The sequence below is a fragment of the Runella aurantiaca genome, from assembly GCF_003339505.1.
GTDB classification, from domain to species: Bacteria; Bacteroidota; Bacteroidia; order Cytophagales; family Spirosomataceae; genus Runella; species Runella aurantiaca.
The window spans coordinates 298875-324894 of record NZ_QPIW01000004.1 but is presented as its reverse complement, the minus strand read 5'-3'; the positions used below and the strand labels follow the sequence as shown (position 1 = coordinate 324894).

The 26020-nt window shown below is 43.5% G+C and carries 18 protein-coding genes; 10 read left to right on the top strand and 8 right to left on the bottom strand.

Translation table 11 applies throughout. The annotated features are described in order from the left end of the window. Window positions 1–784: 784 nt before the first annotated feature. Entirely contained in the window at window positions 785–1708 is a 924-nt protein-coding gene (gene rsgA, locus DVG78_RS08230) for a ribosome small subunit-dependent GTPase A (protein WP_114460632.1), read from the top strand. A gap of 110 nt (window positions 1709–1818) precedes the next feature. On the opposite strand, the gene DVG78_RS08225 is transcribed toward rsgA, so the two are convergent. The 5 genes from DVG78_RS08225 to DVG78_RS08205 all read right to left on the bottom strand — a co-directional run bounded on the left by DVG78_RS08225 (window position 1819) and on the right by DVG78_RS08205 (window position 9075). After that, window positions 1819–3516, bottom strand: a complete 1698-nt coding sequence (locus DVG78_RS08225) for a RagB/SusD family nutrient uptake outer membrane protein (RefSeq protein WP_114460611.1) — start codon at window positions 3514–3516, stop codon at window positions 1819–1821. 38 nt (window positions 3517–3554) lie between these two features. Continuing rightward, complete coding sequence (locus tag DVG78_RS08220) at window positions 3555–6701, bottom strand: SusC/RagA family TonB-linked outer membrane protein (RefSeq protein WP_114460610.1); 3147 nt, start codon at window positions 6699–6701, stop codon at window positions 3555–3557. 318 nt (window positions 6702–7019) lie between these two features. After that, on the bottom strand, window positions 7020–7397 hold the full coding sequence (locus DVG78_RS08215; RefSeq protein ID WP_114460609.1) for a hypothetical protein: 378 nt from the start codon (window positions 7395–7397) through the stop codon (window positions 7020–7022). 159 nt (window positions 7398–7556) lie between these two features. Continuing rightward, entirely contained in the window at window positions 7557–8162 is a 606-nt protein-coding gene (gene recR / locus DVG78_RS08210; RefSeq protein ID WP_114460608.1) for a recombination mediator RecR, read from the bottom strand. A 76-nt stretch (window positions 8163–8238) separates the two neighbouring features. Then, on the bottom strand, window positions 8239–9075 hold the full coding sequence (locus tag DVG78_RS08205) for a helix-turn-helix domain-containing protein (RefSeq protein ID WP_114460607.1): 837 nt from the start codon (window positions 9073–9075) through the stop codon (window positions 8239–8241). A gap of 1164 nt (window positions 9076–10239) precedes the next feature. Between DVG78_RS08205 and DVG78_RS08195 the strand changes: the two genes are divergently transcribed. The 7 genes from DVG78_RS08195 (at window position 10240) to DVG78_RS08165 (ending at window position 18173) form a co-directional block, all read left to right on the top strand. Beyond that, the gene (locus DVG78_RS08195) at window positions 10240–10596 is read left to right on the top strand and encodes a hypothetical protein (RefSeq protein WP_114460606.1); all 357 of its coding nucleotides are present in this window, start codon (window positions 10240–10242) and stop codon (window positions 10594–10596) included. Between the two features lie 337 nt (window positions 10597–10933). Further along, window positions 10934–11890, top strand: coding sequence for a universal stress protein (locus tag DVG78_RS08190; RefSeq protein WP_114460605.1), 957 nt, complete (start codon window positions 10934–10936; stop codon window positions 11888–11890). A gap of 42 nt (window positions 11891–11932) precedes the next feature. After that, window positions 11933–13219, top strand: coding sequence for a TIGR00341 family protein (locus DVG78_RS08185; protein ID WP_114460604.1), 1287 nt, complete (start codon window positions 11933–11935; stop codon window positions 13217–13219). 4 nt (window positions 13220–13223) lie between these two features. Then, window positions 13224–13916 (top strand): response regulator transcription factor, encoded by a 693-nt coding sequence (locus DVG78_RS08180; protein ID WP_114460603.1) that lies wholly within the window; start codon window positions 13224–13226, stop codon window positions 13914–13916. Window positions 13917–13919: 3 nt separating this feature from the next. Continuing rightward, a complete protein-coding gene (locus DVG78_RS08175; protein ID WP_114460602.1) occupies window positions 13920–15317 on the top strand; it encodes a sensor histidine kinase in 1398 nt (465 codons plus the stop codon). Window positions 15318–15452: 135 nt separating this feature from the next. Beyond that, complete coding sequence (locus DVG78_RS08170) at window positions 15453–16373, top strand: DUF8428 domain-containing protein (protein WP_114460601.1); 921 nt, start codon at window positions 15453–15455, stop codon at window positions 16371–16373. Between the two features lie 99 nt (window positions 16374–16472). Continuing rightward, a complete protein-coding gene (locus tag DVG78_RS08165) occupies window positions 16473–18173 on the top strand; it encodes a tetratricopeptide repeat protein (protein WP_114460600.1) in 1701 nt (566 codons plus the stop codon). A gap of 82 nt (window positions 18174–18255) precedes the next feature. On the opposite strand, the gene DVG78_RS08160 is transcribed toward DVG78_RS08165, so the two are convergent. Genes DVG78_RS08160 through DVG78_RS08150 form a run of 3 tightly spaced genes read right to left on the bottom strand, consistent with a single transcriptional unit; the run spans window position 18256 to window position 23765 of the window. Then, complete coding sequence (locus tag DVG78_RS08160) at window positions 18256–21369, bottom strand: efflux RND transporter permease subunit (RefSeq protein WP_114460599.1); 3114 nt, start codon at window positions 21367–21369, stop codon at window positions 18256–18258. 58 nt (window positions 21370–21427) lie between these two features. Then, on the bottom strand, window positions 21428–22516 hold the full coding sequence (locus tag DVG78_RS08155) for an efflux RND transporter periplasmic adaptor subunit (RefSeq protein WP_114460598.1): 1089 nt from the start codon (window positions 22514–22516) through the stop codon (window positions 21428–21430). A gap of 1 nt (window position 22517) precedes the next feature. Further along, entirely contained in the window at window positions 22518–23765 is a 1248-nt protein-coding gene (locus tag DVG78_RS08150) for a TolC family protein (RefSeq protein WP_114460597.1), read from the bottom strand. Between the two features lie 134 nt (window positions 23766–23899). On the opposite strand from DVG78_RS08150, the gene DVG78_RS08145 reads away from it, so the two are divergent. Then, on the top strand, window positions 23900–24604 hold the full coding sequence (locus DVG78_RS08145) for a response regulator transcription factor (RefSeq protein WP_114460596.1): 705 nt from the start codon (window positions 23900–23902) through the stop codon (window positions 24602–24604). Next, the gene (locus DVG78_RS08140; protein WP_114460595.1) at window positions 24601–25968 is read left to right on the top strand and encodes a sensor histidine kinase; all 1368 of its coding nucleotides are present in this window, start codon (window positions 24601–24603) and stop codon (window positions 25966–25968) included. The genes DVG78_RS08145 and DVG78_RS08140 overlap by 4 nt, the downstream gene beginning before the upstream one ends. The last annotated feature ends 52 nt before the right edge of the window (window positions 25969–26020 follow it).

Here is a 26020-nt window from a genome sequence, read left to right as displayed (position 1 = left end):
AGTGGTGGCGAATTTACAATTTTGAGAGACCCCACTCAGCTCTCAAGGGCAAGACACCTCAGCAAATATGGTTAAACCAAGAGGAACTCTATTTAAAAATGGCTGCGGCCTAGGGAATGAGGACACCTAATGCCCAATCATTTCCATCTTTTAATAAGAATTAAAGAAGAAGATACAATTATTGAGTACTATCATCAACGCAAATCAGCTAAGAATCCAGATTACAATCGTTTAGATTTTGACAAAGCAAAATTCGATTTCCACGATTTTGTAATGCAACAATTCCAAAATTTTTGTAACTGATATGCACAAGCTTTCAATCGGATGTTTGATAGAAAAGGGGCATTATTTTTAGATTTTATCAAGCGCAAACAAGTAAAAAACGAAAATTATTTTACCAAGTTGGTGCATTACATCCACTATAATCCCGTCCATCACGGGTTTTGTAAGGATATAAACAATTGGCAATACACTTCATTTCACTTAATTTTGGATAATCGTGCCACAAAGTTGGAACGAACTTACGTATTGAAATGGTTTGACGGCGAGAGCGAATTTGTTAAATTTCATAAATCCTCCCCCGACCCAAGATTAGTGAATTTAATGAAACTATAAGTAAATCAACCTTTTGACCATTACAGAAACTGGGCGTCCACATCTAAAATCTTATAATGGATTCATCAATTTGAAAAAATCAGGTAAAATAAAGGCCCCTCCCGTCAAGTTTCAGACCAAAAGCGCCGCTGTCATTGCACAGCGAACCGAGGAAACCAATGCCCAATCCCTGCACGGATTGGTGATTCGCTCTACTGGCTCTTGGTACGACATCCGCGATGCTGAAGGACAAATCTGGCAGTGCAGGTTGCGGGGTAAATTTAAGTACCAAGACCTAAAAGTCACCAACCCAGTGGCCGTTGGTGATTCTGTGTATTGGGAAATCGAAGATGAAACGGCTCAAAAGGGCGTCATCAACGATATTTTACCACGTCGCAACTACATTGCCCGGAAGTCGGTGCATAAATCGGCTCACGCGCACTTATTGGCGGCCAACGTTGACCAAGCGATTATCGTGGCGACGCTTACTTTCCCGCGTACATCGCTAGGGTTTATTGACCGTTTGTTGGTGGTAGCTGAATCGTTTAGGATACCCGGCGTGGTTATTTTCAACAAGCAGGATCTTTTTGACGACGAAATCAAGGCATATCAGCAGGAACTCGTTGACCTCTACAACCGACTGGGCTATACGTGTTTTACCACGTCAAGCGTAACAGGTGAAGGTGTTGATACCTTCCAAAAGCTCCTGCAAGGAAAAGTCTCCGTTTTGTCGGGACATTCGGGCGTGGGCAAATCGACTTTGGTCAATACCATTGCACCTGATTTGAACCTCCGAACCAACGAAGTCTCAACTTTTGCCAACAAAGGCGTTCACACAACCACTTTTGCCGAAATGTTTGAACTCGCGCCCGATACGTTTATCATTGATTCACCGGGCATCAAAGAGTTGGGATTGTCGGAAATGGAAAAGGAAGAAATCGGCCATTATTTTCCCGAAATACGCGATTTAATCGGCCAATGTCGTTTCCATAATTGCCTCCACATCGACGAACCCAAGTGCGCCGTCAAAGAGGCCGTAGAAGCTGGCGAAATCGCCATGAGTCGATTTGAAAGCTATTTGAGCATGGTAGGTGGAGAGGACAACCGACGATAGTCGGCCGTAGGGGCAGGGCTAGCCTCTGCCCGTAATTTACCAATAAAAAGAGAGAAGCTTTCGCTTCTCTCTTTTTATGTATTCTGCTTACTGAAAACTGCCTACTCTGATTAGTACCCGGGGTTTTGCGCAAATACAGAAGTATTTTCTGCCGTTTTGGCACTTCTGTCAATTTGCGTTTGTGGAATTGGACGCACGTTATGAATGCTTTTGACGTTGGTGGCGGCCTGAGGGTTGTATAACTTAACCCTTTCTACCAAAAGTCCCCAACGCTTCAAATCCATCCAACGAGTCTGCTCACCCGCAAGCTCACGTCCGCGCTCTTCAATAATTTTTTCGAAATTCATATCAGCTTCTTTGATAAGCATAGCCTCTTTTTTACCGGGCCAACCTGCGCGAAAACGCACCATATTGATAGCCGCAGTAGCTTCACCTACATTACCTGACTGCAATAACGCCTCAGCTTGCATCAAATACACATCGGCTAAGCGGAACACGAAATAGTCGCGGCTACCTGCCTCGTAGGTTAGGTCAGGACGCTTGGTATCAAAAAATTTAGTCAATGTTGGGAACAAAGCCTCATCGTATCTACTTGGAACCAATACTTGGTATTTTTTGGTAGCCCGCTCAGCCTTTGACATTTCATAGCCAGGGATGAAAATGGCAGTGTCGCCAGCGGCAAAGGTTATCTTCGTTTTGGAATCATCAAAGGAAGGATTCAGGTTTGAGCCTGGATTATTTGAAAGCCAAGTATCTCTAAAAGTCTTTTTGTAGCGTGAGTCATTGACGCGGTCAGCAAAAAGGGTATTCAACAAATAAGACGTAGGTCTCAAACGCTTGAACGGACGACCATAAAACACGTCACGTTTCATACCAGGCTGCACGTCATATTGCATTCCAAAAAACAAGTGAAGGTTATTTCCACCGTTTACCGCACCCGTATTATTAGTAAGGTTTGTCAAAGGGTCTGAGGTATATTGCACGGCAAATACAATTTCGCTGTTTACTTGGTTGTTTTCATCAAAAACACTTGCAAAATCATCTAACAACTTAAATCCGTAGCTGGTAGTCACTGTTTTACACAATGCTGCGGCTTTGGCAAAATCATCTGAAGCTTTGGCTGATGAGTACGCTTTCGCCAAATAAACCTTAGCCAAAAGCGTTTCGGCAGCAGGTTTTGTTGCACGTCCGTAGTCAGACGATTGCGCTTTTGCTTCCAAAGCAGGAATTGCATCATTCAAATCTTTGATGATAGCAGCATACATTTCCGCATCTGATGCTCTCTTGGTTTCCTTGGTAGGGGCAAGCGTTTCGCTTAATCTTAAATCTACACCGCCAAATTGTTGGTGTAAAATATAATAATAATGCGCTCTCAAGAATTTAGCTTCTCCGACTCTCTGTTTTTTGATGGCTTCCGAAACGGTTGCCGCAGGTGCTCTATCAATAACAGCATTACAAGTATTGATACCACGGTATAGTTCATCCCAGGTATTACCTAAATAGTCTACCGTTGGTTGTAGTTGGGTATCATAGAAATGGAATCCTTTATAACCGCCGTCAGCACCTGTAGCGTAGATGTCGGTACCATACTCGGTCAAGGTCAAACCCTGTTGAGTTCCGTAATAATATCTAAGCGAAGAGTAAGCCGATTTTACAGCATCTTCAAAACCCTTGGGTGTATTGATGTAGTCATTACCAATGCCAGATATGACTTTTTCGTCCAAAATATCCTTACATGACTGGGTCGTAAATAACAACGCCACAGCACCAAAGATTTTAATTGGCTTTAATATATTATTTAATTTCATTGTATTTAATGTTTTAAAACTCCTGTTTAACCTTTCAATTAGAATCTAACATTCAAACCAACCGTCGTGACCGAAGTAGCCGGTGTAACACCGTTATTGACCGCCGTGATTCCAGTACCTGATGAGGTGATTGTTGCCTCAGGGTCGATTCCGTTGTATTTGCTGCGGTATTCAGACCAGATTTTTGGTTGTTGAATACTCATGTACAAACGCAGAGACTCCATTCCTAATTTATTAGCAATACTTTGTGGGAATGAATAACCAAAGTTAACGTTTCTTAATTTGATGAATGTACCATCAAAATAAATCAAAGTAGTGTTGTATTGGGGAAATTCCTGCGTGCTGAACGGGCGAGGAAACTCGTTTGTTGGGTTATTAGGTGTCCAATAATCTACTTTGATTTGTTGATAGCGCCCTGCCAGAGCATTGTTGTTTTGGTGGAAACCACTCACAATCATATTACCAAAACGTCCAAAGAAGAAGGCCGACAAATCAAATCCTTTGTAAGAGAATCTTGTTGTAAATCCAGCACTGAAATCGGGAATATCCGAGCCAAGCAATACTCTATCGGCAGCAGTGATCACACCATCCCCATTTGTATCCTGTACTTTAACCTGACCAACACCTGCTCCCAATGGATTATTTCTATCTCCTGGATAGAATTTAGCCGCTGTTTCTTTCTCTGCCAACTGCCAAATACCTTCTTTTTTGAAATCGTAGTACGAGTTTAGTGGCTGCCCAATAAACCAACGGTTGCCCAAATCATCCACTTTTCCGTTATAGAGAGAGATGATAGCCTCCGTATTTTTAGTGAATGTAAAGTCGGTTGTCCACTTGAACCCACTAGCTGTATTTACATTGACAGTGGTAAACCCTAACTCAATACCTTTGTTACGCGTTTGCCCTACGTTGCGAGTCACCGCATTGAAGCCAATTGAACCTGGCAACTGGTCAGACAATAACAAATCAGTGGTATTTGTTTCGTACAACTCTACTGAACCTTGGATACGGCCTCTAAAGAAGCTAAAGTCTAAACCAATGTTGGCAGTAGCTGAAGTTTCCCATTTCAAGTCAGGATTTCCGATTGTATTTGGACGGTATCCAAATGCCGCTGATGTTCCGAAAGCATAAGCTGTTCTACTCAACAAACCTTGGGTTTGGTAAGGTGCAACCCCTTGGTTACCTACTTTACCCCAACCTGCACGGAGTTTCAACAAATCAATCCACGAAACCTCTTTCAAGAAAGCTTCATTGCTGATGTTCCAGCCTAAAGCAATACCGGGGAAGTTACCATATTTTGTGTTTTCACCAAAACGACTCGACCCATCTCTACGAATAGTAGCGGTTAATAAATATTTATCGTTGTAATCGTAGTTGATACGAGCCATGTATGAGTTGATGGTCCATTGGCTTAATAAACTACCTACCCCCAAAACAGAACCTGCGTTACCCAAGTTATAGAACTGCTGTGTTTCGGCAGGAACCCCTTGTACATCAGTCGTGAATCTTTCAAAATTATCTCTTTGAATAGATTGTAACAACGTTGCTCCAAAATTATGCTTCTGAGCAAACGTTTTGTTGTAAGTTACGATATTTTCTAGTGTCCAGTTAAAACCAAAGTCATTACGTGTTGATGCTTGTGGGTCTCCTAACTTACGCGCATTGGTAGCGGCACCAACAAAACGCCCCCATCTTGCAATGGTAAAGTCTGGGCCAAAGTTTACACGGTACTTTAAGCCTTCCATGATTTTGACCTCGGTGTAAAGGCTATTGAAGATTCGATACCTTTTGGTATTATCTACCTGCGCTCCTTTAACAATTTCAGCCAGTGGGTTTGTCAATAAAGCATCATTCGTTGGCGAAAAAATGATATTACCATTGTCATCATAAGGGCGAGCCAAAGGATTTTGGTTAATGGTAAAACTATAAGGGTTTAAGTTTTCACCATTTCTGATACTATACATTATATAAGATGAAAGACCCACCTTTAACCACTTATTGACATTGTGGTCGATGTTGGCTCTCAACGACATACGAGTGTAGTCTAACCCTTCAGAAACACCTTTATCCTGAAAGTATCCCCCTGATATATAAAACTGAGTTCTGTCATTGCCACCTTGTACACCCAATGAATGGTTTTGCATGAATCCATTCCGTAAAATCAAATCTTGCCATTTGGTATCGGTTCCTGCGGCTAACCCTTGGGCCACGGCTGGGTCACCACCCAATACCGCTATTTTTGCATCAGCGGCGGCATTAACGACTCCTGTTGGCACCGCTACACCGTTGGCATCTTTGTATTGGTTCGTTGCGCGATACGCTTCACGTACATACTCCGCAAATTCTGGTCCACTAAATAATTGAATCTTGTCTAATGGCTTCGAAACACCCGCATAAGTATCAAATGTTACGGTTGTCTTACCTTTAACTGCTCCTCTTTTTGTTGTTACCAACACTACCCCGTTGGCACCTCTCGCCCCATAAATGGCGGTAGCAGTGGCGTCTTTCAACACTTCCATAGAGGCCACATCACTTGGATTCAGGTCTTCATAGCCAGCCGATAGCGGAATCCCGTCAACCACATAAAGCGGGTCGTTTCCTGCGTTGAACGAACGACGTCCACGAATCAAAATCTTGGGCACAGAACCTGGCTTAGAACCCGACTGAGAAACATCAACCCCAGCTACACGGCCCTGCATGGCTTGACCTATACTCGTAATTGGCATCTCCTGAATCTCCTTGGCACTTACTGAAGAAATCGCCCCCGTCATTTGGCTCTTCTTCTGAGTACCGTATCCTACTACTACTACTTCGTTTAGGATTTTCTGATCAGAGCCTAAAGTAATATTAAAAACTGATTGGCTACCTACGGTTACTTCTTGTGCCACAAATCCCACCGCTGAGAAAACCAACACGGCCTTGTCGCTCACCACATTGAGTTTAAACTTACCTTCACCATCAGTATTCGTTCCCGTGGTAGTTCCTTTCACCACAACACTCACACCCGGAATCGGGGTATTGTCCTCCGATGATATCACTCTCCCACTGACTGTTTTGTCAGCGTTAACGTTTGCGATAGGCTTACCGCCACTGCCGTTTGTCGTTGGGGTATTAGCCTTGACCGACGATACACTAAGTACCGAAGCGACTACCCACAGACTACACAAAGTAGAGAAACTCCTCATAATTTAGAAAAATTGAAATAGGTTAAAATGTAATTATTCTGGGTTCTTGTATTAAATATTCAAAGTTTAGATAGGTTGAGTTTAGCGGTATTGGCTTAGTTAAGCAAAATTTAGCCCAAATTATTTTATGCAATCGTTCCCGGTAACGTTTCCGATACATAAATTTTTACGTATTTTTTTGACTAATTTTAAGTTAAACCCCATTTTAACCCCTAATGTTTTTTAAAATAATAGAATTATTTTTTGTATTTTATCAACATTACGTCGACAAAATACGCCGTTAGAACGACAATTGAACAGGAATGAACGCACGAAAAACTAATAGATTTTCCAGAGAATCCAGCCCACTAATGCCAGCCCAACAAACAGGGCAACTAGCCAACGGGTAAGGTAAAAAGCGGAAGCAATGGGTTTTACTTCTTGATCGAGTGGATCAATTTCAGGGATGGTGTGGACAGACTCTAACACTCGCTTCCAAAGCGTACGCATCTCTTGGGACGTCATGCCCATGTAGGTATCCGAAAACTGGCCTACCAACGTTCGTGCTTCTGCGATTTCGTCTGATTTATAAGGGTGATTAGTGAGCCAAACTTGCCAAAAATTGCTAAGTTCGACATCGTCAGGTTGCTGTACCCACCGTATAAACAGCGGCTCCGCTGCAAAGTCCTCCACGGTGTATTGAGCAAAGTTTTTCATTTGGTACTTTAGCAAGCCTGAATAGGATTTAATCTTGTCAAATAAGCGACCAACTGTCTGTTTCTACTGACGTAACTGACATTTTTTTAAACCAAACCTTCATTTGTACGAATGAAGGTAGTGGGTTTGTTTCGCTTATTTTTTTTAGAGAAGAAAGCCCTAATCATAGTTAATTCTACTCACAATACTCCGACCTAATGTAATTTCATCGGCGTATTCTAAATCCCCACCGATAGGAATACCGCGTGCAATCGTGGAAATTTTGAGGGAGAAGGGTTTTAATTTTTTTTGAAGATAAAAAGAAGTCGTATCTCCTTCCATGGTTGGGCTGAGAGCCAGAATAATTTCTTTGACTTCCGAAGTATGTTGGAGCCTTTCCAGAAGCGAATCTATTTTTAAATCACTCGGACCGATACCTTCCAGCGGTGAAATAATCCCGCCCAAGACGTGATAAAGTCCATTGTACTGTCCCGTGTTTTCGATGGCCAACACATCTCGGCTATCCTGCACCACACAAATCACGGAGGCGTCGCGTTTGGGGCTCAAACAGATGCTACACAGCTCGCCATCCGATATGTTGTGGCATTTCTTACAATAATGAATCTGCGTCCTTACCGCCACCAGCGCATCTGCCAACGAATGCGTCTCTTTTTCAGTACGTTTGAGTAAGTGAAGTACAATTCTTAAAGCACTCTTTTTCCCGATGCCCGGAAGTTTTGATACTTCACTTACTGCTTCTTCAATTAGTTTTGAGGGAAAATTCATATAGTATAATCGGCAACATCAGGTTTCTCCTGCAAAAATACAAAATCCCCCTGCCCGGTCATACTAAAAATAAACCTTATTCTTTCCCTTTGGCGTAGCGCAGCGGCGTGACACCAAATAGTTTTTTGAACTGTCCAATAAATTTAATCGGGTGACTATAGCCCAATTTCTGAGAAACACCCGTAACATTCAGTTCCCCTGATTTCAGCCATTCGGCGGCTTCATTCATGCGTTTTTGCTGATAATATTGATAAAAAGGCATTCCAAATGCTTCCTTAAACAGGTATTTAAACTTACTTTCACTCATACTCAACTGATTGCTAAGCTCAGTAATGGTCGGAATCGGCTGTTCAAATTGAAGCATGTAGTTATTGACCACCCATTCTATTTTGAGACGGTCATTTTTCAAGACTTTTGGACTTTTTAAGACCTCAAAATAAGAATTCAGGTAATTAAACAACGCACTTTTTAAGCGTAAGTTATTGTTGAGACGTGACGGATCCGTATTTCGAACAAGTGCCAGCAACTGTGAATCAAGCGATTCGTAGAAAGAAGGTAACGACACAAAATCATAGAGGTTCTTGATTTGCGCAAATGAGTCACGAAGGTTATTCTCAATCAGCCATTCTGTCGACACCGAAAGCCTCAACAGCCGTACTGTTTTGTACTTCTTCAATGGTTCAATTTCTATTCTCTCATCCCCAAAAGAAAGAAATTGCGTTTTTGCCTGAATAGTCTGCTGAGAACGATGCACTCTCACTAATTCGGAAGATTCCCACAAATAGGTAACACCAGGTTCGGGCAAAGGCAGTAAAGTTTTTCCCGACATTAAAATGAACTCGGCATCCAGTCCCTGCTCCAGATTGAATGTTGTACCTTTAAAATTGACGTTGAGATTATGTATCGTACTCATAACTATTAAAGTGTTTTAAATTTCATAACATTTATAAACGCGCAATACTTTTAACAAATTAAACTGATTTCTATGCCTTTTTGGTACATTTTTTCAATAAAAAACTTTAGGAATAAGGATTTTGACATATTTGCAAACTATTTGGACAAATTCCTTAAAAATCATTTCTTTCCAGTCATGTACTTTCGTAAAAATACCGTATAATATTCACCAAAACGCGTTTATAGCTTGTATATCCTATCCAGAGGACTAAAAAGCACAATCCTGTCCGACATGTTTTTCCTAAAGATTTAAAGCAGACAACTTCGAGAATTTACCGCTCGTGGAGGATTCTCTTCCAGAATAATGGCAATTTTGGGATATAATAAATGATTACCTTTATTTTATCCCATTTGTATCCTAAATGGATATAATTTACCACAAAATCACCCCGCTTACCTACAATGACTGTTTTAGGGGATTTGCCCGAGTCAAAACCACTTTGACTTCCCGCTTTATAATCACGAAGAGTTTGAACTGAATTTAGTTCAGAGTACCCAAGGCCTTTGTGTATGTAAAGATTGATGATGATGAAAACATTTCAATGGAATTCTCACAACCGCCGAGGTTTCTTTTCGGTGCGATTTCAACAATTTATCCTATTTCAACAGCATTTTATGAAAAAACACCAATGCACTCCAAAAGAATTTCGCGAGAATTATTCGGGAACCCGAACCTTTGTTTAGTGTTATTGTACTTTTTGGCGTAATTTTGCATAACTAAAGGTGAGTTTACGGAATTTGTGGTCAGTTGACCACGAAGTCGGCAAAGTTTTATCCTTTCTAAAATATTAGCTTTTAAGTCAAGGCTTCCTTAAGTTGCCTTCCATTCTTTGCGTCATTAGGCAACTCTCGATTTTATGTTATACTCTAAAAACCAGTACTTTGAAAGTCATTACTCTTAAAAAATCTTTCATTATCATAAACTTTAGCGAATTACCGCTTATTCAGTCAATGATTTTGGATGAATAGCGCTTAACCATCATTTCTTATTCTAAGTGGCGGCTTTGTAAAGCCAAATTCTATATATCATTTTTTCTTATCGTTCCGTTTGCAGTTGTTATGTCAGAAACTGATACAAAATCTGCCATGCATATTGCCGACCATAAACTTTTATTTACTAATTATGAGCAAGCAATCGTATATCCCCGTAGTCATTGAGTGGGCAAAACGCAAGGGGTATGACCAAATCCGGGCAAATATGGAAGGTTTTGAGCAACCTATTGCCTACGAGCGTCAAAATGACGATGAGCGATTCATTCCAGATGTCACCGCTAAACAACTCTTAGAGCAATCCTACTTTGAAATCATTCTTAAAGGAGACAGTCCCGACAAAATCGTTTCAAAACTTCGTTTGCTGAGTATGTTGGTAAGCCAGAAAGGCGGACGTTTGTTTTTGATGACGCCTCCCGGAAATCTCAATTTCGCCAAAGAACTCGTCACTAAATACTCTATCAACGGCGAAATCGTCAAGATTGTATAAGTAGGTATTCTTCGCCATTTCATGCACAATTGTCGGCAATTTTGACACAACATTCGTCAAAAAATGCATCCCCAAAGCAGCGATGACCGCTGCCTTGGGTCCCGACCTAAGAAAAAATACCAAAATACGTTTTGGCAATCTAGCATCTGCAACTGTACTTCTTTGTTTTTACAATTCTTCCATTGGAACTATTCCTATCTTACTAATATAGATTTTATAGTAATAGCAATCACGTTCTCCCCTATATTTATCAAATTATAATCTTTCATTAAGGCTTTCTTAAGTTGGGCGGCGTAGGTTTGTTACCCACGACACCTCACCCTTAAAAGCCCTTAATATGGATGCCGTCTTAGCTCTGCACAGAATTCTGGTCCCGATTGATTTTACTGCGACCTCTCTAAACGCTCTCCAAACTGCCATTGCTATGGCAATACGACATAAGGCGGAACTGATTTTAGTTCACATTGTAAGCACTGAAATGGTGTATGTCCTCCCTGAGGGAGGCATTATGATGGATACGGGGATAGATGCATCCGTCAAAACAGCCCTTTTACAACTGGACGACATGGCACGTCGAATCAGACAACAACACAATCTGACTTGCGCTTATGAAGTAAAATCTGGTTCGGTGACGTTTGCCGTGGTAGAAACGGCAAAAAAAAGGGGCGTAGACATAATTGTGATGGGCGCGTACGAGACATCAAAACTATGGGCTTTTTTTATGGGTTCTACTGCGTTTAGTATTCTCAAGAATGCGCCATGCCCAGTACTTACCGTCCCGTCGCGCAAACAGTGGCTTCGTTTTAAATCCGTTTTATTTCCCGTACGTCCCGTCGTCAATGCCCTAGAGAAATATGAATTTGCTCGTAAAATTATTCAGAAAAATGATGCAAAATTAATTGTAATGGGGGTATTAGAACGCCTCGGCCCCCACAATTTTGATGAACTTAACAAAGAAGCTTCGCAATTGATTAACAACCTCAAAACAGATGGAGTCCAGCTTCAAACCGAATTCCATTTTTGTGATTCTTTGGCCGAAATCATTCTGGAAAAAGCCCACCTACTCGACGTAGATTTATTGATTATAACGGCCTCAATTGATTATCAAATAAAAAATTCATTTATAGGCCCATTTGCGCAACAAATTGTCAACCACGCCAATGTTCCTGTGCTTTCCATAAGACCTTCTGGTAGTTTCTTTACCCAAAAACCACTAGGGGCTTCAACGGCCTTTCTTGATCATCTGCATCAAGCAACATCCCGCCTTGGATTTCCAAATTCTTTCGTAAATTAACAAGCCAAAGTAGGGTTCGACAAAATTGTGTAAGTTATAATTATGAGAAATTATATTCAAGAACAATTAAATTCCCTTTTTCACCTCATTGACACCACCGATTCAGACAAGACAATTCGGGAGATTTCCTCGGGTATCTCAATGCGCGGCTATAATCTTTGGATTCTGATTTGTTCGGCCGTGCTTGCTTCTATTGGGTTAGATACCAACTCAACGGCAGTTATCATCGGCGCGATGCTCATTTCGCCCCTTATGTCACCGATTTTAGGGGTTGGTTTAGGCCTAGCCATCAATGACCAAGAAACCCTCCTACGTTCTTTACGAAACCTATCCATTGCTACTATTGCCAGCTTGGCCACGAGCACACTTTATTTTTCTATATCACCACTAAGTGAACTCACCTCAGAGGAACTGGCCCGTACTCAACCCAATTTGCTCGATGTAATGGTGGCTTTGTTTGGCGGAGTAGCAGGGATTGTGGCGGGCTCACGGACCGAAAAAACAAACGCCATTCCAGGCGTTGCCATCGCCACCGCCTTGATGCCCCCCCTTTGTACCGCAGGGTTTGGTCTTGCCCATGGAGATTGGCGTATATTTGGCGGCGCATTCTATTTATTTGCCATCAACGCCGTGTTTATCAGTCTGGCCACATTCTCGGTGGCAAAGTACCTACGATTCCCCCTCAAAGAATACCTTAATGATAAAACCCAAAAGCGCGTCAGTAGCTTCATATACAGCGCTTTAGTTTTAACTTTAATCCCAAGTATTTATTTTTTATATACCGTTTATAAAAACAACCGAGAGAAAAGAGTCATCGAAAGTCATGTTGTTAATGAAATTACAAAAAGAGGAAATGAGATTCTAAAATGGGAAATCCACCGAGAGCTAATGCCCAGACAGGTTAAGATTTATTATTCAGGACAAAGCATTGAACAACCTCAACTTGACGACTTCAAGAAAACCCTGCTTAGCCATGACCTTCCCGATTACGATTTACGGTTGTTCAGGATGAATTTATCCCGCGAAGAGATTGCGGAAATGAGCAATGAAGCCCTCCAAAATTTACTTAAATCACTCAAAATAAATCAGAAAAATGATACCCTTGCCCAAATCAACAGTGCCGTTTTGATTGAAATGCAGGCCCTCTACCCTCAAATCAAAAAAGTAGGGATTGGCAATATGGTGTTTATAGGAACAAAAACAGACACCATTACGCAAGTACTTATCCAAACAGAAAAGGCACCTATCGACCCCAGTGGACTGATACAATTGAATAATTTTCTGAAAGTTCGACTAAAAAGAGATACATTATTGCTTCGAAACCTCTAAACCTATGGAGAATTCAGCCAAAATACTTTTTGTAGAAGACGACAAAAGAATCTCTGACGCTACAAAAAAAGGTCTTGAAAAACAGTCATTTACGGTCGAGCCTGCGTACGACGGTTTTGTGGGTGCCCGGCTAGCTACAACCCAGTCCTATGATCTCATTATACTGGACATCAACCTGCCCCTCATGAATGGCTTCGAAGTGTGTAAAGCCATTCGGCAGCATGGTAGCACGACCCCCATCTTGATGCTCACGGCTTTGGGAGAAATCGACGACCGCGTAAAAGGGCTTGACTTTGGGGCCGACGATTACCTTATCAAGCCTTTTGACTTCCGCGAACTGATGGCTCGCATCCATGCCCTACTGCGACGCGCCAACCCTACCCACGACCAAGCCTCGGAAGTGCTTCGAGAAGCAAACCTTGAAATGAATCTCGTGACCAAGACCGTCAGACGAGACAATCAACCCATCGACCTAACCGCTCGGGAATTCGAACTGCTGGAGTTTTTGCTGCGCAACAAAGGCCGGGTGTTGTCGAAAATGGACATCATTGAACACGTTTGGGAGTTGAATTTTGACACCAACACCAACGTAATTGAGGTGTTTATCAACTATTTACGCAAAAAAATAGACCGCAATTTTGAGCCCAAGCTTATCCATACCAAAACAGGATTGGGCTATTATCTCAAAGCCGACTAGCCAATGCAAATACGCTACAAAATAGCTTTGCAATTTACGCTTATCGTACTGGCCATATTGCTGGTATTCTCGGGCATCGTGTACTACCGCGCCGAAAATCAACGTCGAACGAGTTTTTACGACCGACTTTCTCGAAGGGCAAAAACCACCGCTCGGCTACTGGTAGACGTCAAAGAATTTAACACTACCCTGCTCAAACTGATTGACAAGAACTCTTCTTCGCGGCTGCCCGAAGAAGAAATTTTTATTTATGACTACCGAAATCTATTGCTGTATTCGAACGTCGAAAAAGTCTCCCCTTACGTGACGCAAGAGCGAATCAATGAAGTCAGACTGGCCCAAGAAATCAAATTTCAGTACGAAGGCCGCGCCGTCATCGGTCTGGTGTTTGAAGGGCGCTACGACCGCTTTGTGCTCATCGCTTCGGCCATTGACAAAAACGGCAAACTACAGCTGAAGGAGCTCATTATCACATTATTGTTTGCGTTTTTGGGGGGTATCCTGGCCACGGTTGGATTGGCTTTGTTTTTTGCCCATCAGTCGTTGCGGCCCATCACTACCATCAACCGCGAGATTGGGGAAATCACGGCCAAAAACCTCCGAAAACGCATTCATCAGGGCAATGAAAAGGATGAAATAGCGCAATTGGCCATCAATTTCAACCTAATGCTCGAACGACTCGAACTGGCATTTAAACAACAGCGGCAGTTTGTATCGCACGCGTCGCACGAACTCCGAACACCGCTTTCTGCCCTCAAAACGGAGATTCAAATAGGGCTTTCCTCACTTAATTCTCCCGAAGAGCACCACCAAATTTTACAAAATCTCCTCAAAGACACCAACCGCCTCATTGAGCTTTCCAACGGATTGCTTCAACTCGCCCGCATCAACGAAACCCCCGAAGAGCTACCGTTTGACAAAGTGCGCATGGAAGAAGTGCTCCTCAATGCCCAGCGGGAGGTAGTGGCGAGCCATTCTGATTATCAAATACAATTTGACTTTGATCAGATTCCCGAAGAAGACCACCTCACGTTGGTCATGGGCAACGAAGCCCTGCTCAAAAATGTATTTGTTAATTTATTGGAAAATGCCTGTAAATATACCCCCAACCATCAGGCCAGTTTGCGGTTGGGATTTGATGCCGAGTGGTGCATGGTGAGGGTCATCGACCAAGGCATCGGTATCTCAAAACAAGACCTACCCAATATCTTTCAGCCTTTTTACCGCGCCAAAAATGCCATTGATTACCACGGTTTCGGCATTGGGCTGTCGGTCGTCAAAAGAATCATTGAGCTTCACGAAGGCCAACTCGAAGTAAAAAGTAAGCCGCATCTGGGCACTGAGTTTATGGTTAAGCTCAAGCATTTGAAAGAAGAATCAGCCAACGATTTTATCCGCTAATGGGCACCTCCAGCCAAAAAAAGTCTTTTATTTTCGGTCTCCTAAGTGAATTCTAATTTTTCGTTAAGTCCTCCTTAAGTTTTGGGATAAACCTTTGTGTCATCAATATAAGGTTCCACCCAAAACATTACGCCCATGGAATGGACTGCACAAAACTCAAAAACCATCGCCGCTATGTTGGCTTTACTGCTCACAACCAGCGCAATAGGCGGCCTCTACTATTGGGACAAAAGCGGTGATGTAGCCAAAGAAAGGGATAAAAACGCCCTCAAAGCCGACTCTCTCTTGTCCGTAAAACTCAACTTAGAGCGTGACATCAACCATTTAAGCCTTGATTTAAACAGCGCGCAGCGCGAAAATGCAGGCATCACTAAGAAACTCGCTTCTACCCAAACTTTTTTGGCCCAAAAAAACAGGATTGTGGCCAAACTGACCCAAGAAACCAACGCCCAAAAAGACGATTTAGGGGCACTTCGCGAACAAGTAGCGGAGCTTGACGCCCTCAAAAGTGAATTAAAAGCAGAAATAGAAAACTACCAAAGCCAAAAAGACAAGTGGCTCGTGGATAACAATCAGCTCAAAACTGCCAACGAAACCCTCCAAATACAGATTAATGACTTGAATGGTAAGCTAAACGGCATGGTTCCGAAAAGCGTGGTAACGGCGACCAATTTTAGGGTCGACGTCTTAAAAAACAATCACAAAGTAACCGCCAAGGCAAAAAAAGCCAACACCATCATGGTTTCGTTTACGCTGCCAGCATTGCTCACCACCGAAGGGAATCAACAGGTATTTTTGAGCCTGACCGACGTGGAAAACCGACCGATGAGTGGTGCGATTCAGCAACTTTCTGTCAATGCTAACGAAACTACGCTTGCCGTACCTGTCCATGCCACGCAGTCACTCGACTTTGGCAAAAATCCCCAAAAAGCGATATTTGAGTTTACCCCTAATGAAAAAATAGCCAACGGAATATACAGAGCCAGTATTTATACCGAAAACACCTACCTCGGCTCCGTAGAATTTCAGTTGCGCGACAGCTTTCTGTTTTTCTAATACAATCAAATCGTCGTTACTTTTTCCACACCAATATTTCGACTTGACCAATTACCCCACCCCACCTTGCATCTTTTTCGTTAACCTAAAAAAAAGCGCATGAAAAAACCACTTAACCTCCTAATTGTCAGCCTATTTTGGCTCACAACAGGTATACTGACCGCCCAGGCGCAGGATTTGGCAACCGCTCTTCAGTGGCTGGAAAGAGGGCAAACCGAGAAAGCCAGCCAACAGCTTCAGCAGCTCCTTCAGAGCCAGCCTACCGCCCAAACGTATTTTTATAATGGCTACGCCGCCATCCGCACCCATAATTTACAGGAAGCAGGCAATTATTTTGAGAAAGGAATGATTTTGGACGAAAAACGTCATCCGCTCAATAAAGCAGGCATGGGCATTGTGGCACTGCTAGAAGGACGTACCACCGACGCCGAGCGTATTTTGGCCGAAGTAATGAAAGAAAGCAAAGGAAAGGATGTCGAAATTTTGGGTCGGATTGGTGAAGCTTACACGGGCTATACACAGGTAATCAATGCTACCGACAAACCCATGTACAACCAACACAACGCCGCCAAGGCCATCGAATACCTAGAACAAGCCCTCAAACGCGACAAGAAAAACGGGCAGCTTTGGCTGGCACTGGGCGATGCCCGTGCGCTATCTACTCCCTCCAACGGCGGCCCTGCGGTGACAGCCTACGAGTACGCACTCGAATTTTTGGCCGATAAAAGTCTGCCCAATCACCGCATTGGTACGATTTATTGGGCGGGTAAAAGTTATAATCTAGCGGGCGATTTTTACCGGGCGGCCCTCAAAGCAGATTCCCTGTATGCGCCTTCGTATTTGCAGTTGGCCGAGTTGAATTTCAAAACCAACCGTTACAAAGAAGCAGCAGCGGCCATGAACAGGTATTTGGCCCTCATAGAAAAGCCCGACGCCCAATTACGGTATCGTTCGGGGCAGTTTGATTATTTGGCGCGAGAATATGCCCGAGCTGTACAGAAAATCGAACAGGTAAAAAACGAAGTAGAAACGCCAGTCAAATATCGGCTTTTGGGAAGGTCTTACTTTAGTTTGAAAGACTACGACAAAACCATTGAAAACCTGAAAACATTTCTTGAAAAAGCCCCCGACAAAGCAGAAGGACTCGAATACAAACTACTGGGGCGCGCCTACCAAAACATCAGCGACACCACCATTGCCAAGGACTCCATTGCGGTTTTCTATCTGGCAAAAGCCGCCACGACCGACACCACCGAAAATTTATACAGCGAAGTGGCCGAAATGAGCTACAAACTCAAACACTACGAAGACGTGGTCAAATACGTTGAAGCGGGTGAAAAACGCTTTCATAAATCATCGGTAAAAGACAAATTTTGGTTGGCCATGGCGGCCTACAAAATGGGCCGCGAAGATTCTACCATGTATCTAAAAGCCGATTCGGCCTTTGCAGCTGTGCAAGAATCCAGCCCAGACCATTTGCCCACGATTCTGTACCGCGCCAAATCCAATTATTACGGATATGCCAACCAAGATACCGCCTACGTAAAATCAATCCCCTTTTATGAGCGATTTGTGGAGCTGGCATATACCAAAAAAGAAGAACAGAAATTTAAGTACGACATGAGAATTGCCCTTAAATACCTCTTTTCGTACTATACATCAGTTGAAATCAACCCTGAAAAAGCCCTCGACGTGGCCCAAAAAGGCAAAGAACTCGACCCCGCCGACAAGGATTTCAACGATATGATGGCCCAACTTAACAACCGACCTCCTAACCCCTCCTTTTCTAAACCTCAGTAATCTGATTGTATTCGTGGCTGTATGTAACCAATTGACTGCTATCATTGATGGCAGTCAATTTTATTAGGTATCACAGCTCTACTTAGTCTAAATCATTGATTGTATGAACATTGTGGCGGTAAAAAAAGCGGTAGATAATCGGAAAAATCATCAGTGTGAGGACAGTGGCGGTAATCAACCCTCCAATCACCACAATCGCCAGTGGCTTTTGGGTTTCGGAACCGATGCCCGTGGATAGCGCCGCTGGCAACAACCCGATAGCCGCCATGAGGGCCGTCATCACTACGGGACGAATCCTTGATTTTACGCCTTCTCGAATGGCAGTGTCGAGCGGCATTCGGGAAGATAAATTCTTGTTGAAAACTGAAATCAAAATCACCCCATTCTGGATACATATTCCGAATAAAGCAATAAAACCTACCCCCGCTGAGATTCCAAAATTGATTCCTGTAAAATGAATAGCTAAAATCCCTCCCATGATGGCAAAAGGGACATTGGCCAATACCAAACCTGCATCTTTAGCATTGCCAAACATGATAAACAGGATGATAAAAATGGCAATTAAACACATAGGTACGACCTGCCCCAATTGATTGGTTGCACGTACTTGATTTTCAAATTCGCCCGTCCAATTGACGGAATACCCTTTGGGTAACTTCTTCAAAATAGGCGCTACTTTGCGTTGGGTTTCGGCAATGGTACTGCCCAAATCGCGCTCCCTTACCGAGAATTTAACCCCGATAAACCGCTTATTGTTGTCCCGGTACACAAAAGCAGGGCCCGTTATTTTGCGCAGCGTAGCAATTTCTTTCAACGGAATCTTACTGCCTTTTAAGGTGGGTACCATGAGCCTCAAAATATCGTCTTCGGTACGACGGTATGGCTCCTGGTAACGAAGGCGAATGTCAAATTTGCGCTCTCCTTCGTACAAAACAGAAGCCGTTTTGCCACCGATAGCCATTTCAATCACGGCCTGTGCATCGGCAATGCTGACTCCATACAAGGCCATCTTGCTATCGTGCAGAATCACGCTCATCTCGGGCTGGCCAATATTCCGCAAAATCCCTACATCCTTCACCCCAGGCACGTCTTTGATGGCCTCAATAACTTCATTGGCCTTGTCGTTCAAGACGTCCAAATCATCCCCAAAAATCTTTACGGCATTGCTGGCATTCATTCCCGCCACGGCCTCAGCTACGTTGTCGATGATGGGCTGTGAATAATTGTAGTTAATACCCTGAAATTGTTTGAGTTTCGTATCCATTTCCTCAATTAGGTCGTCGGTTGAAATCTTACGTTTCCATTCATCTTTGGGTTTCAGGTTGACCTGCATTTGTACGTAATAAAACCCAGAGGGGTCGGTGCCATCGTTGGAGCGGCCCGTTTGCGACAATACACCGTTTACTTCGGGAAATTCCATGAGTTTTTGGCGCAGAATTTTCACCGTTTTTACGGTCTCATTCAGCGAGCTACTCATGGGCAGTTTGGCTTCCACCCACAAAGCACCTTCGTTGAGTTGAGGCAAAAATTCGGTTCCCAACAGGGTAGCTGAAAAAAGCGTGGTACCCAAGAAAATCATGGATGCCAACACGCTGATTTTCTTGTTTTTATAACACCATTCAAAGCCCCTCGAAACCACACGGTCAAAGAAATGAACAATCGGATTATTTTTTTCCCGAACATTTTTCCGCAACAAAAATGAGCAAAGCACCGGCACCAGCGTAAGCGTATACAACAACGCCCCTAGCAAGGCGAAGCCCAGCGTATAGGCCAGTGGGCTGAACATTTTTCCTTCTACTTTCTGGAAACTGAAAATAGGAATGAGCGCAGTGATAATGATGAGTTTGGAGAAAAAAACGGCTTTGCCCAGTTCTCCGCCCGTCTTTTTGATAAGGCCCAATTTTGCCAGTTTATTAAACCGCTCCATTCCGTTTTTATGCGCCATATGGTCGAGTGCCACAAATATTCCTTCCACCATCACCACAGCCCCGTCAATGATGATTCCAAAATCAACCGCCCCCATGGAAAGCAAATTGGCCGACATACCCTTGAGCCTTAAACACATAAAAGCAAACAATAACGCCAACGGAATAATAATGGACACAATCAGTGTGGTGCGCCAATCGGCCATGAACAGAAATACGATGACCGTCACAAACAATATACCTTCAAAGAGATTATGTAGCACCGTTTTGGTGCAAAAAGCAATCAAATTGTCGCGGTCATAAAACGTCACCATTTTTACGTCGGGGGGCAAAATTTTGGTGTTAAGCTCCTCAATTTTGGCTTTGACCCTGGCCAGTACTTCGCTGGGGTTTTCGCCTTTGCGCTGCACTACAATTCCCTCCACCACGTCGTCGTTGGTATTGAGACCTGCTTGCCCTACGCGGGGCAAATTTGATTCTTTGACCTCCGCAACGTTTTTGACCAATACGGGATTATCGTTGACGTATTCTACAATGATATTTTCAATATCGGCAATTGAGTTGAGTAAACCGATACCCCGCACTACGTACGCCTGACCGTTGCGCTCAATGACATCCCCGCCCACGTTGACGTTGCTTTTGGTAACGGCCTGATAGACTTCCAATGGTGTAATATCATATTTGGCCAATTGGGTGGGATTGGCCTGAATCTCATAGATTTTTTCCCGACCACCAAAGGCAACCACGTCGGCAACGCCTGGTACGCTCCGTAGCTGTCGGTCAATAATCCAATTGTGCAACGTCAATAGTTCGCGGCTATCGCGGTCTTTACTTTCCAGTGTAAACCGAAAAATCTCGCCCGTGGGGCCATAAGGTGGCTGTACATCAGGTTCAACGCCTTCGGGTAGCGACACCGTTCTGAGCTGATTATTAACCTGTTGTCGGGCAAAAAAATCATCCACATCATCTTCAAAAATGATTTTGATGATGCTCAGTCCAAACATGGTAATGCTGCGCACGTTGGTTTTGCGCTGCACAGAATTCATCGCGACTTCTACGGGCACCGTCACGAAACGTTCAATCTCTTCGGCACTGCGGCCGTTCCATTCCGTCACCACAATGATTTGGGTATTGGTCACGTCAGGAAACGCCTCCAGCGGTGTATTGAGGTAGCTCACCACGCCCGAGATGACCAAAATACCCGTCATAAAAAAAACGAAAAAGCGGTTTTTGAGCGAAAATCCGACAATTCCTCTGATAAATTTATTCATAAGTATAAAGCGCCCCCAAAAGGGCATTTATTAACATCTTGGTTAGAAAGTCAAGCGACTAATCGTTTAAAGCATCATACACCAACAGCTGATTTTTGGCAATCACCCGCTCGTTGTTTTTTAAACCCTGTTGTATATACGCAACATCATTCAGCATTTTGTAGACATTTACTTCACGCGTTTCGATGTTGGAGCGGCCCTTAAAAACCATCACCCAATTTTTACTGCGGTCAAAAATGACGGCGCCCGCTGGGATAGCCGTCATGGAGCCTCCTTCATCGAATTTGAGCGATACAGTAGCGTGCATTTCGGGCTTGAGCTTATAGCCTGCGTTATTGAGCCGAATCCGTACTTTCATGGTCTTATTTTCAGGGTCAAGCACGTTGTAAATTTTGTCCACACTTCCCCGAAACAGCTCGTCGCCGTAGCTAATGGTCTTAATATCAGCCATCATTCCGAGTTTCACTTTCGGAATATCGCTCTCGTTTACGTTGGCCATCACCCAAACCTCGCTGATTTGACCAATCGTAAAAATCTGCTCGTTGTTATCAGACCGAAGCTGCATTCCAGGGTTGACATTTTTGCTGAGCACAAAGCCATCAATCGGCGCTTTGACAATGTAGTTTTGGGTTTTTCCTAAGCCATAAATACGAAAAACTTCTTTCATTCGGTTGAGTTCCGCTTGTGCGTTTTCTACCTCTTTTTTGGCCGAAGTTACTTCTCGCTGGGAGTTTAGTTTACTTTCAAAAAGTTCTTCCGCTGTTTTAAGGTTTTTCTCGGCCACCAACACTTCTGCCTGCGCCTGAATCATTTGTCGCTCAAAATCAGCCACTTCCCCCGAACGAATGGAGGCTAGTACTTGGCCTTTTCGCACATAATCGCCCAGTTCGACCGTTACGTTTTCTACATTGCCCCCCACCAGCGGAAACACTTTAATGACACGGTTTTCGTCAGCAATAACTTTACCCACGAGGGTCAATTCACTTCGCACGGGCTCCGTCACAACGCTTGCTAGTTCGATGCGCTTCATCATGGTATCCGACAACATAAAAGCCTTGTTATCTTCAACAACAGGCTTTTTTTCTTGACAAGCCGCCAATATTCCACCGCATACAATGACCAAAAAGAAAGTTTGTTTAGTATTCATTTTATTTAAAAAGTTCTTGTCCAACCGTGAAATTAAGCTCTTCATACGCTCCCACTCTATCCGCCTTCAGGCGGTTCAATTCTTTGATGCTTTCGCTGTAGGTTTCAATCAAATCAATAAATTCGAGCAACGTCAGATTGCGCTTTTGGAAGTTTTCCAGCACACCTTTGTTTAGCAACTCAAACTGGTCGGTAAATTTTGAATCGACGCTTTGCACCATGTTTTCAACGTAGCGCACCTTCTCCAAAGCCGCTGCCACTTCATTAGTCACCGTGTTTACTTTCTGATTCTGTAGGCCTTTTTGATACTCAATCAAGGTTTTAGCCACTTTAGTGTTTCCTTGATTTTTGTTGAAAAAAGGCAGGTCTGCCGAGAGCGTCAAGCCCGTATAATTATTAACAAAACTACCCGCTTGGTCGTAGGTTGCCCCGATACGCAAATTGGGCACGGCAAGGGCCTTCTGCAATTGATAATTCAATTCAGCTTGCCTTGCCAACGACTCCGTCACTTTCACATCACCTCTATTTTGCAATGCTAACTCATTGAGAACAGACACGTTATAATTAACTAACTGATAACGACTTAACTCTATTTCGTTTACGAGCGGAGTAACCGACATCTCGGTGTTAAGTAATGTTTTAAGGTCTTTTTGTTTTTCTGTCAGTTGAAACAGAATCTCGGTTTTATCATTGTTCAACTGAAAAAGCAGGGCTTTGAGGCGGAGCAACTCCCGCAATGACACGTTGTTTTTTTCGTATTGTGTTTCAAACGCCACCACAGTACGCTCCAAAGTCTCAATCTGCCGCTGATAACGGTTGAGGGTATTTTGCAAGAAAAAAATATCGAAAAAATTGGAGCGCAGTTCAAACTTGAGGATGCGCAGTAAATCCATAAACTCATATTCGGTCATGCGGGCGTTTTCGAGGGTAAGCGCCACTTGCTTGTTTCGTTTGCCCGCCGTCTGAATAACCTGCTCGATAGAAATAATTTTTTGTCCGCCGCGCCCCACATCCAGCGCACGGTGTCGATTAGGATTGTAGAGGTTCCATTCAGTAGAGAGTGTGGGATTATCCCATAATTTTGCCTGAATGACCGACGCCCGCGTCGCATCAATCCGATACCGCTCTGCCAGCAAAATGAGATTTTTTTCAACAAACAGGCTATCGGCCTGCCTGAGTGAAATCTGTAACGAGTCTTGGGCAAACCCACAAATCGGCAGCAGAAAGGCCATTAAAATGATAATTCGCATAAGTAGTAAAAATACTTTTTGCAAAGGTGTGTCGGCAACATTAACCTGATATAAAGCCAACCTTAAAAAAAACTAAATTGGCAAGCGAAGGCGTAATGATGTACTATATTTGACCTAAGAATAGTTTAAAAACCATGAAAACCGACACCGAACCCAAGAAAATCCTCATCATTGAAGATGACCAGCGCATTGCGCAACTGCTCACGCGGGGATTGACCAACAAAGGTTTTGACACTGAAGTGGCATATAACGGTCAACTGGGCTTGCGCCGGGCACAAACCATTGCCTTTGATTTGGTGATTCTTGATATTAATCTGCCCGAGCTGAGCGGATATGAAGTATGCAAGCGGCTGCGTGATGTAAAACCCACCCTCCCGATTCTGATGCTCACGGCCATGAGTGAGGTAGACGACAAAATCGAGGGGTTTGAGGCGGGTGCGGATGATTACATCGTTAAGCCATTTGATTTCAGGGAGCTTTATCACCGGGTGCTGGTAGGCTTGCGCCGAAACAACCCCGAAGTCGAAACGGTCGGAAAAGTGCTGCGAATTGCCGATTTGGAGATTTTTTTAGATAGTAAACTCGTTAAACGCGCCGGAAAAGAAATCAATCTCACTGCCCGTGAGTATGAATTTTTGGTGTTCTTGGTCAAAAACAAAGGAAAAGTACTTTCTAAAAACGACATTGCCGCCCAAGTGTGGGACGTTCATTTTGATACAGGCACCAACGTCATTGAAGTCTATATCAACATTTTACGGCGGAAAATAGACCGCGATTTTGAACCCAAATTAATCCACACGCGCCCGAGTTTGGGCTATATACTGCGCGAATACCCATGAAAATTCAAACCAAAATTGCCATTCAGTTTTCGTTGATTGTAGGAAGCCTGCTAGCCGTCTTTTCGTTTGTTGTTTACCAATTATTTGCCGAATTCAGGGAGCAAGAATACTACGACCGACTGAAAAGCAAAGCCATAACGACCGCCCAATTGCTCATAAAGGTGGACGAAATAGACCGTGATTTGCTCAAAATCATTGATAAAAATACCCTCACGGCGTTAGTCGATGAGAAAGTGTTGGTATTTGATCAACAAAACAAACTATTTTACAGCAGCTTAGACGACCACGTCATTCACTATGGCAATGATTTATTGAACCGCGTCAGAAAAGAAAAATACGTCGAAACAAGCGATGACGAAAACGAAGTAGTTGGGCTTTTGTATGAACTCAACGGGCAAAATTACATTATTTTAGCCTCGGCCTACGACAAATTCGGCCACAGCAAGATGGCCAATCTCCGCGACATACTTTACAGCGGTTTGGTCATTGGCATTCTGTTTACGGTTTTACTGGGGATTTTTTTTGCAGGAAACGCCCTAGGCCCCGTCAATCAGTTCATTAGTCAAATCAGCACAATCACGGCCAACAACCTGCGCGAACGTTTAGACGAGCGCCACGGACAAGACGAAATTGGCCAACTGGCGGAGGCGTTCAATAAAATGATGTATCGTTTAGAACAGTCGTTCGAACTGCAAAAAAGCTTTGTTTCGCACGCCTCCCATGAACTCCGAACCCCCCTTGCCGCCCTTAAATCGGAAGTAGAAATAAGCTTGGACGAAAAACTCAGCGTAGCCCAGCACCGAGGAATCTTAGAAAATATCCAAAAAGACATAAACCGACTCATTGCTCTGAGCAATAGCCTTTTACAGATTGTCAGACCACTAAAATCTTCCATCAACAGCGCGGCCGAAGTCCGCATCGACGATGTGGTGTTTCAGGCGCAAGATGATTTACTTTTGAGCAAACCAGCCTATCGTATCAGCGTAGAATACGCAAAGGAACCCGAAAATGAAAAGCACATTACCGTTCTGGGCGATGAACCTCTTCTCAAAACTGTCTTTACCAACCTAATAAGCAACGCCTGCAAGTATTCCGCTAACCATCAAGCACTTGTGATTATTAACTTTAACGAAACACACACGCTCGTCAGCGTCCAAGACGAAGGCATCGGCATTCCAGCTGAAGACCTTACCGCCATTTTTGAGCCTTTTTATCGCTCAAAAAATGCCCTAACTATTTCAGGCTTTGGCGTGGGTCTGTCGGTTTGTAAAAGGATTGTCGAACTGCACAAAGGTAAAATTCACGTGGACAGCCAACTTCAGCACGGCAGTAAGTTTTTGGTGGAATTACCCCATATTTCGTAGTGTGTAACAAATATCACTGTACAAGCCTCTGATAGTTCGGAACTTTGTCGTA

Excerpts from the sequence above, each read along its gene's own strand:
- DVG78_RS08225 (WP_114460611.1), bottom strand. The coding sequence starts at position 3,516 with ATGAAATTAAATAATATATTAAAGCCAATTAAAATCTTTGGTGCTGTG.
- DVG78_RS08220 (WP_114460610.1), bottom strand. The coding sequence starts at position 6,701 with ATGAGGAGTTTCTCTACTTTGTGTAGTCTGTGGGTAGTCGCTTCGGTA.
- DVG78_RS08215 (WP_114460609.1), bottom strand. The coding sequence starts at position 7,397 with ATGAAAAACTTTGCTCAATACACCGTGGAGGACTTTGCAGCGGAGCCG.
- recR (WP_114460608.1), bottom strand. The coding sequence starts at position 8,162 with ATGAATTTTCCCTCAAAACTAATTGAAGAAGCAGTAAGTGAAGTATCA.
- DVG78_RS08205 (WP_114460607.1), bottom strand. The coding sequence starts at position 9,075 with ATGAGTACGATACATAATCTCAACGTCAATTTTAAAGGTACAACATTC.
- DVG78_RS08195 (WP_114460606.1), top strand. The coding sequence starts at position 10,240 with ATGAGCAAGCAATCGTATATCCCCGTAGTCATTGAGTGGGCAAAACGC.
- DVG78_RS08190 (WP_114460605.1), top strand. The coding sequence starts at position 10,934 with ATGGATGCCGTCTTAGCTCTGCACAGAATTCTGGTCCCGATTGATTTT.
- DVG78_RS08185 (WP_114460604.1), top strand. The coding sequence starts at position 11,933 with ATGAGAAATTATATTCAAGAACAATTAAATTCCCTTTTTCACCTCATT.
- DVG78_RS08180 (WP_114460603.1), top strand. The coding sequence starts at position 13,224 with ATGGAGAATTCAGCCAAAATACTTTTTGTAGAAGACGACAAAAGAATC.
- DVG78_RS08175 (WP_114460602.1), top strand. The coding sequence starts at position 13,920 with ATGCAAATACGCTACAAAATAGCTTTGCAATTTACGCTTATCGTACTG.
- DVG78_RS08170 (WP_114460601.1), top strand. The coding sequence starts at position 15,453 with ATGGAATGGACTGCACAAAACTCAAAAACCATCGCCGCTATGTTGGCT.
- DVG78_RS08165 (WP_114460600.1), top strand. The coding sequence starts at position 16,473 with ATGAAAAAACCACTTAACCTCCTAATTGTCAGCCTATTTTGGCTCACA.
- DVG78_RS08160 (WP_114460599.1), bottom strand. The coding sequence starts at position 21,369 with ATGAATAAATTTATCAGAGGAATTGTCGGATTTTCGCTCAAAAACCGC.
- DVG78_RS08155 (WP_114460598.1), bottom strand. The coding sequence starts at position 22,516 with ATGAATACTAAACAAACTTTCTTTTTGGTCATTGTATGCGGTGGAATA.
- DVG78_RS08150 (WP_114460597.1), bottom strand. The coding sequence starts at position 23,765 with ATGCGAATTATCATTTTAATGGCCTTTCTGCTGCCGATTTGTGGGTTT.
- DVG78_RS08145 (WP_114460596.1), top strand. The coding sequence starts at position 23,900 with ATGAAAACCGACACCGAACCCAAGAAAATCCTCATCATTGAAGATGAC.
- DVG78_RS08140 (WP_114460595.1), top strand. The coding sequence starts at position 24,601 with ATGAAAATTCAAACCAAAATTGCCATTCAGTTTTCGTTGATTGTAGGA.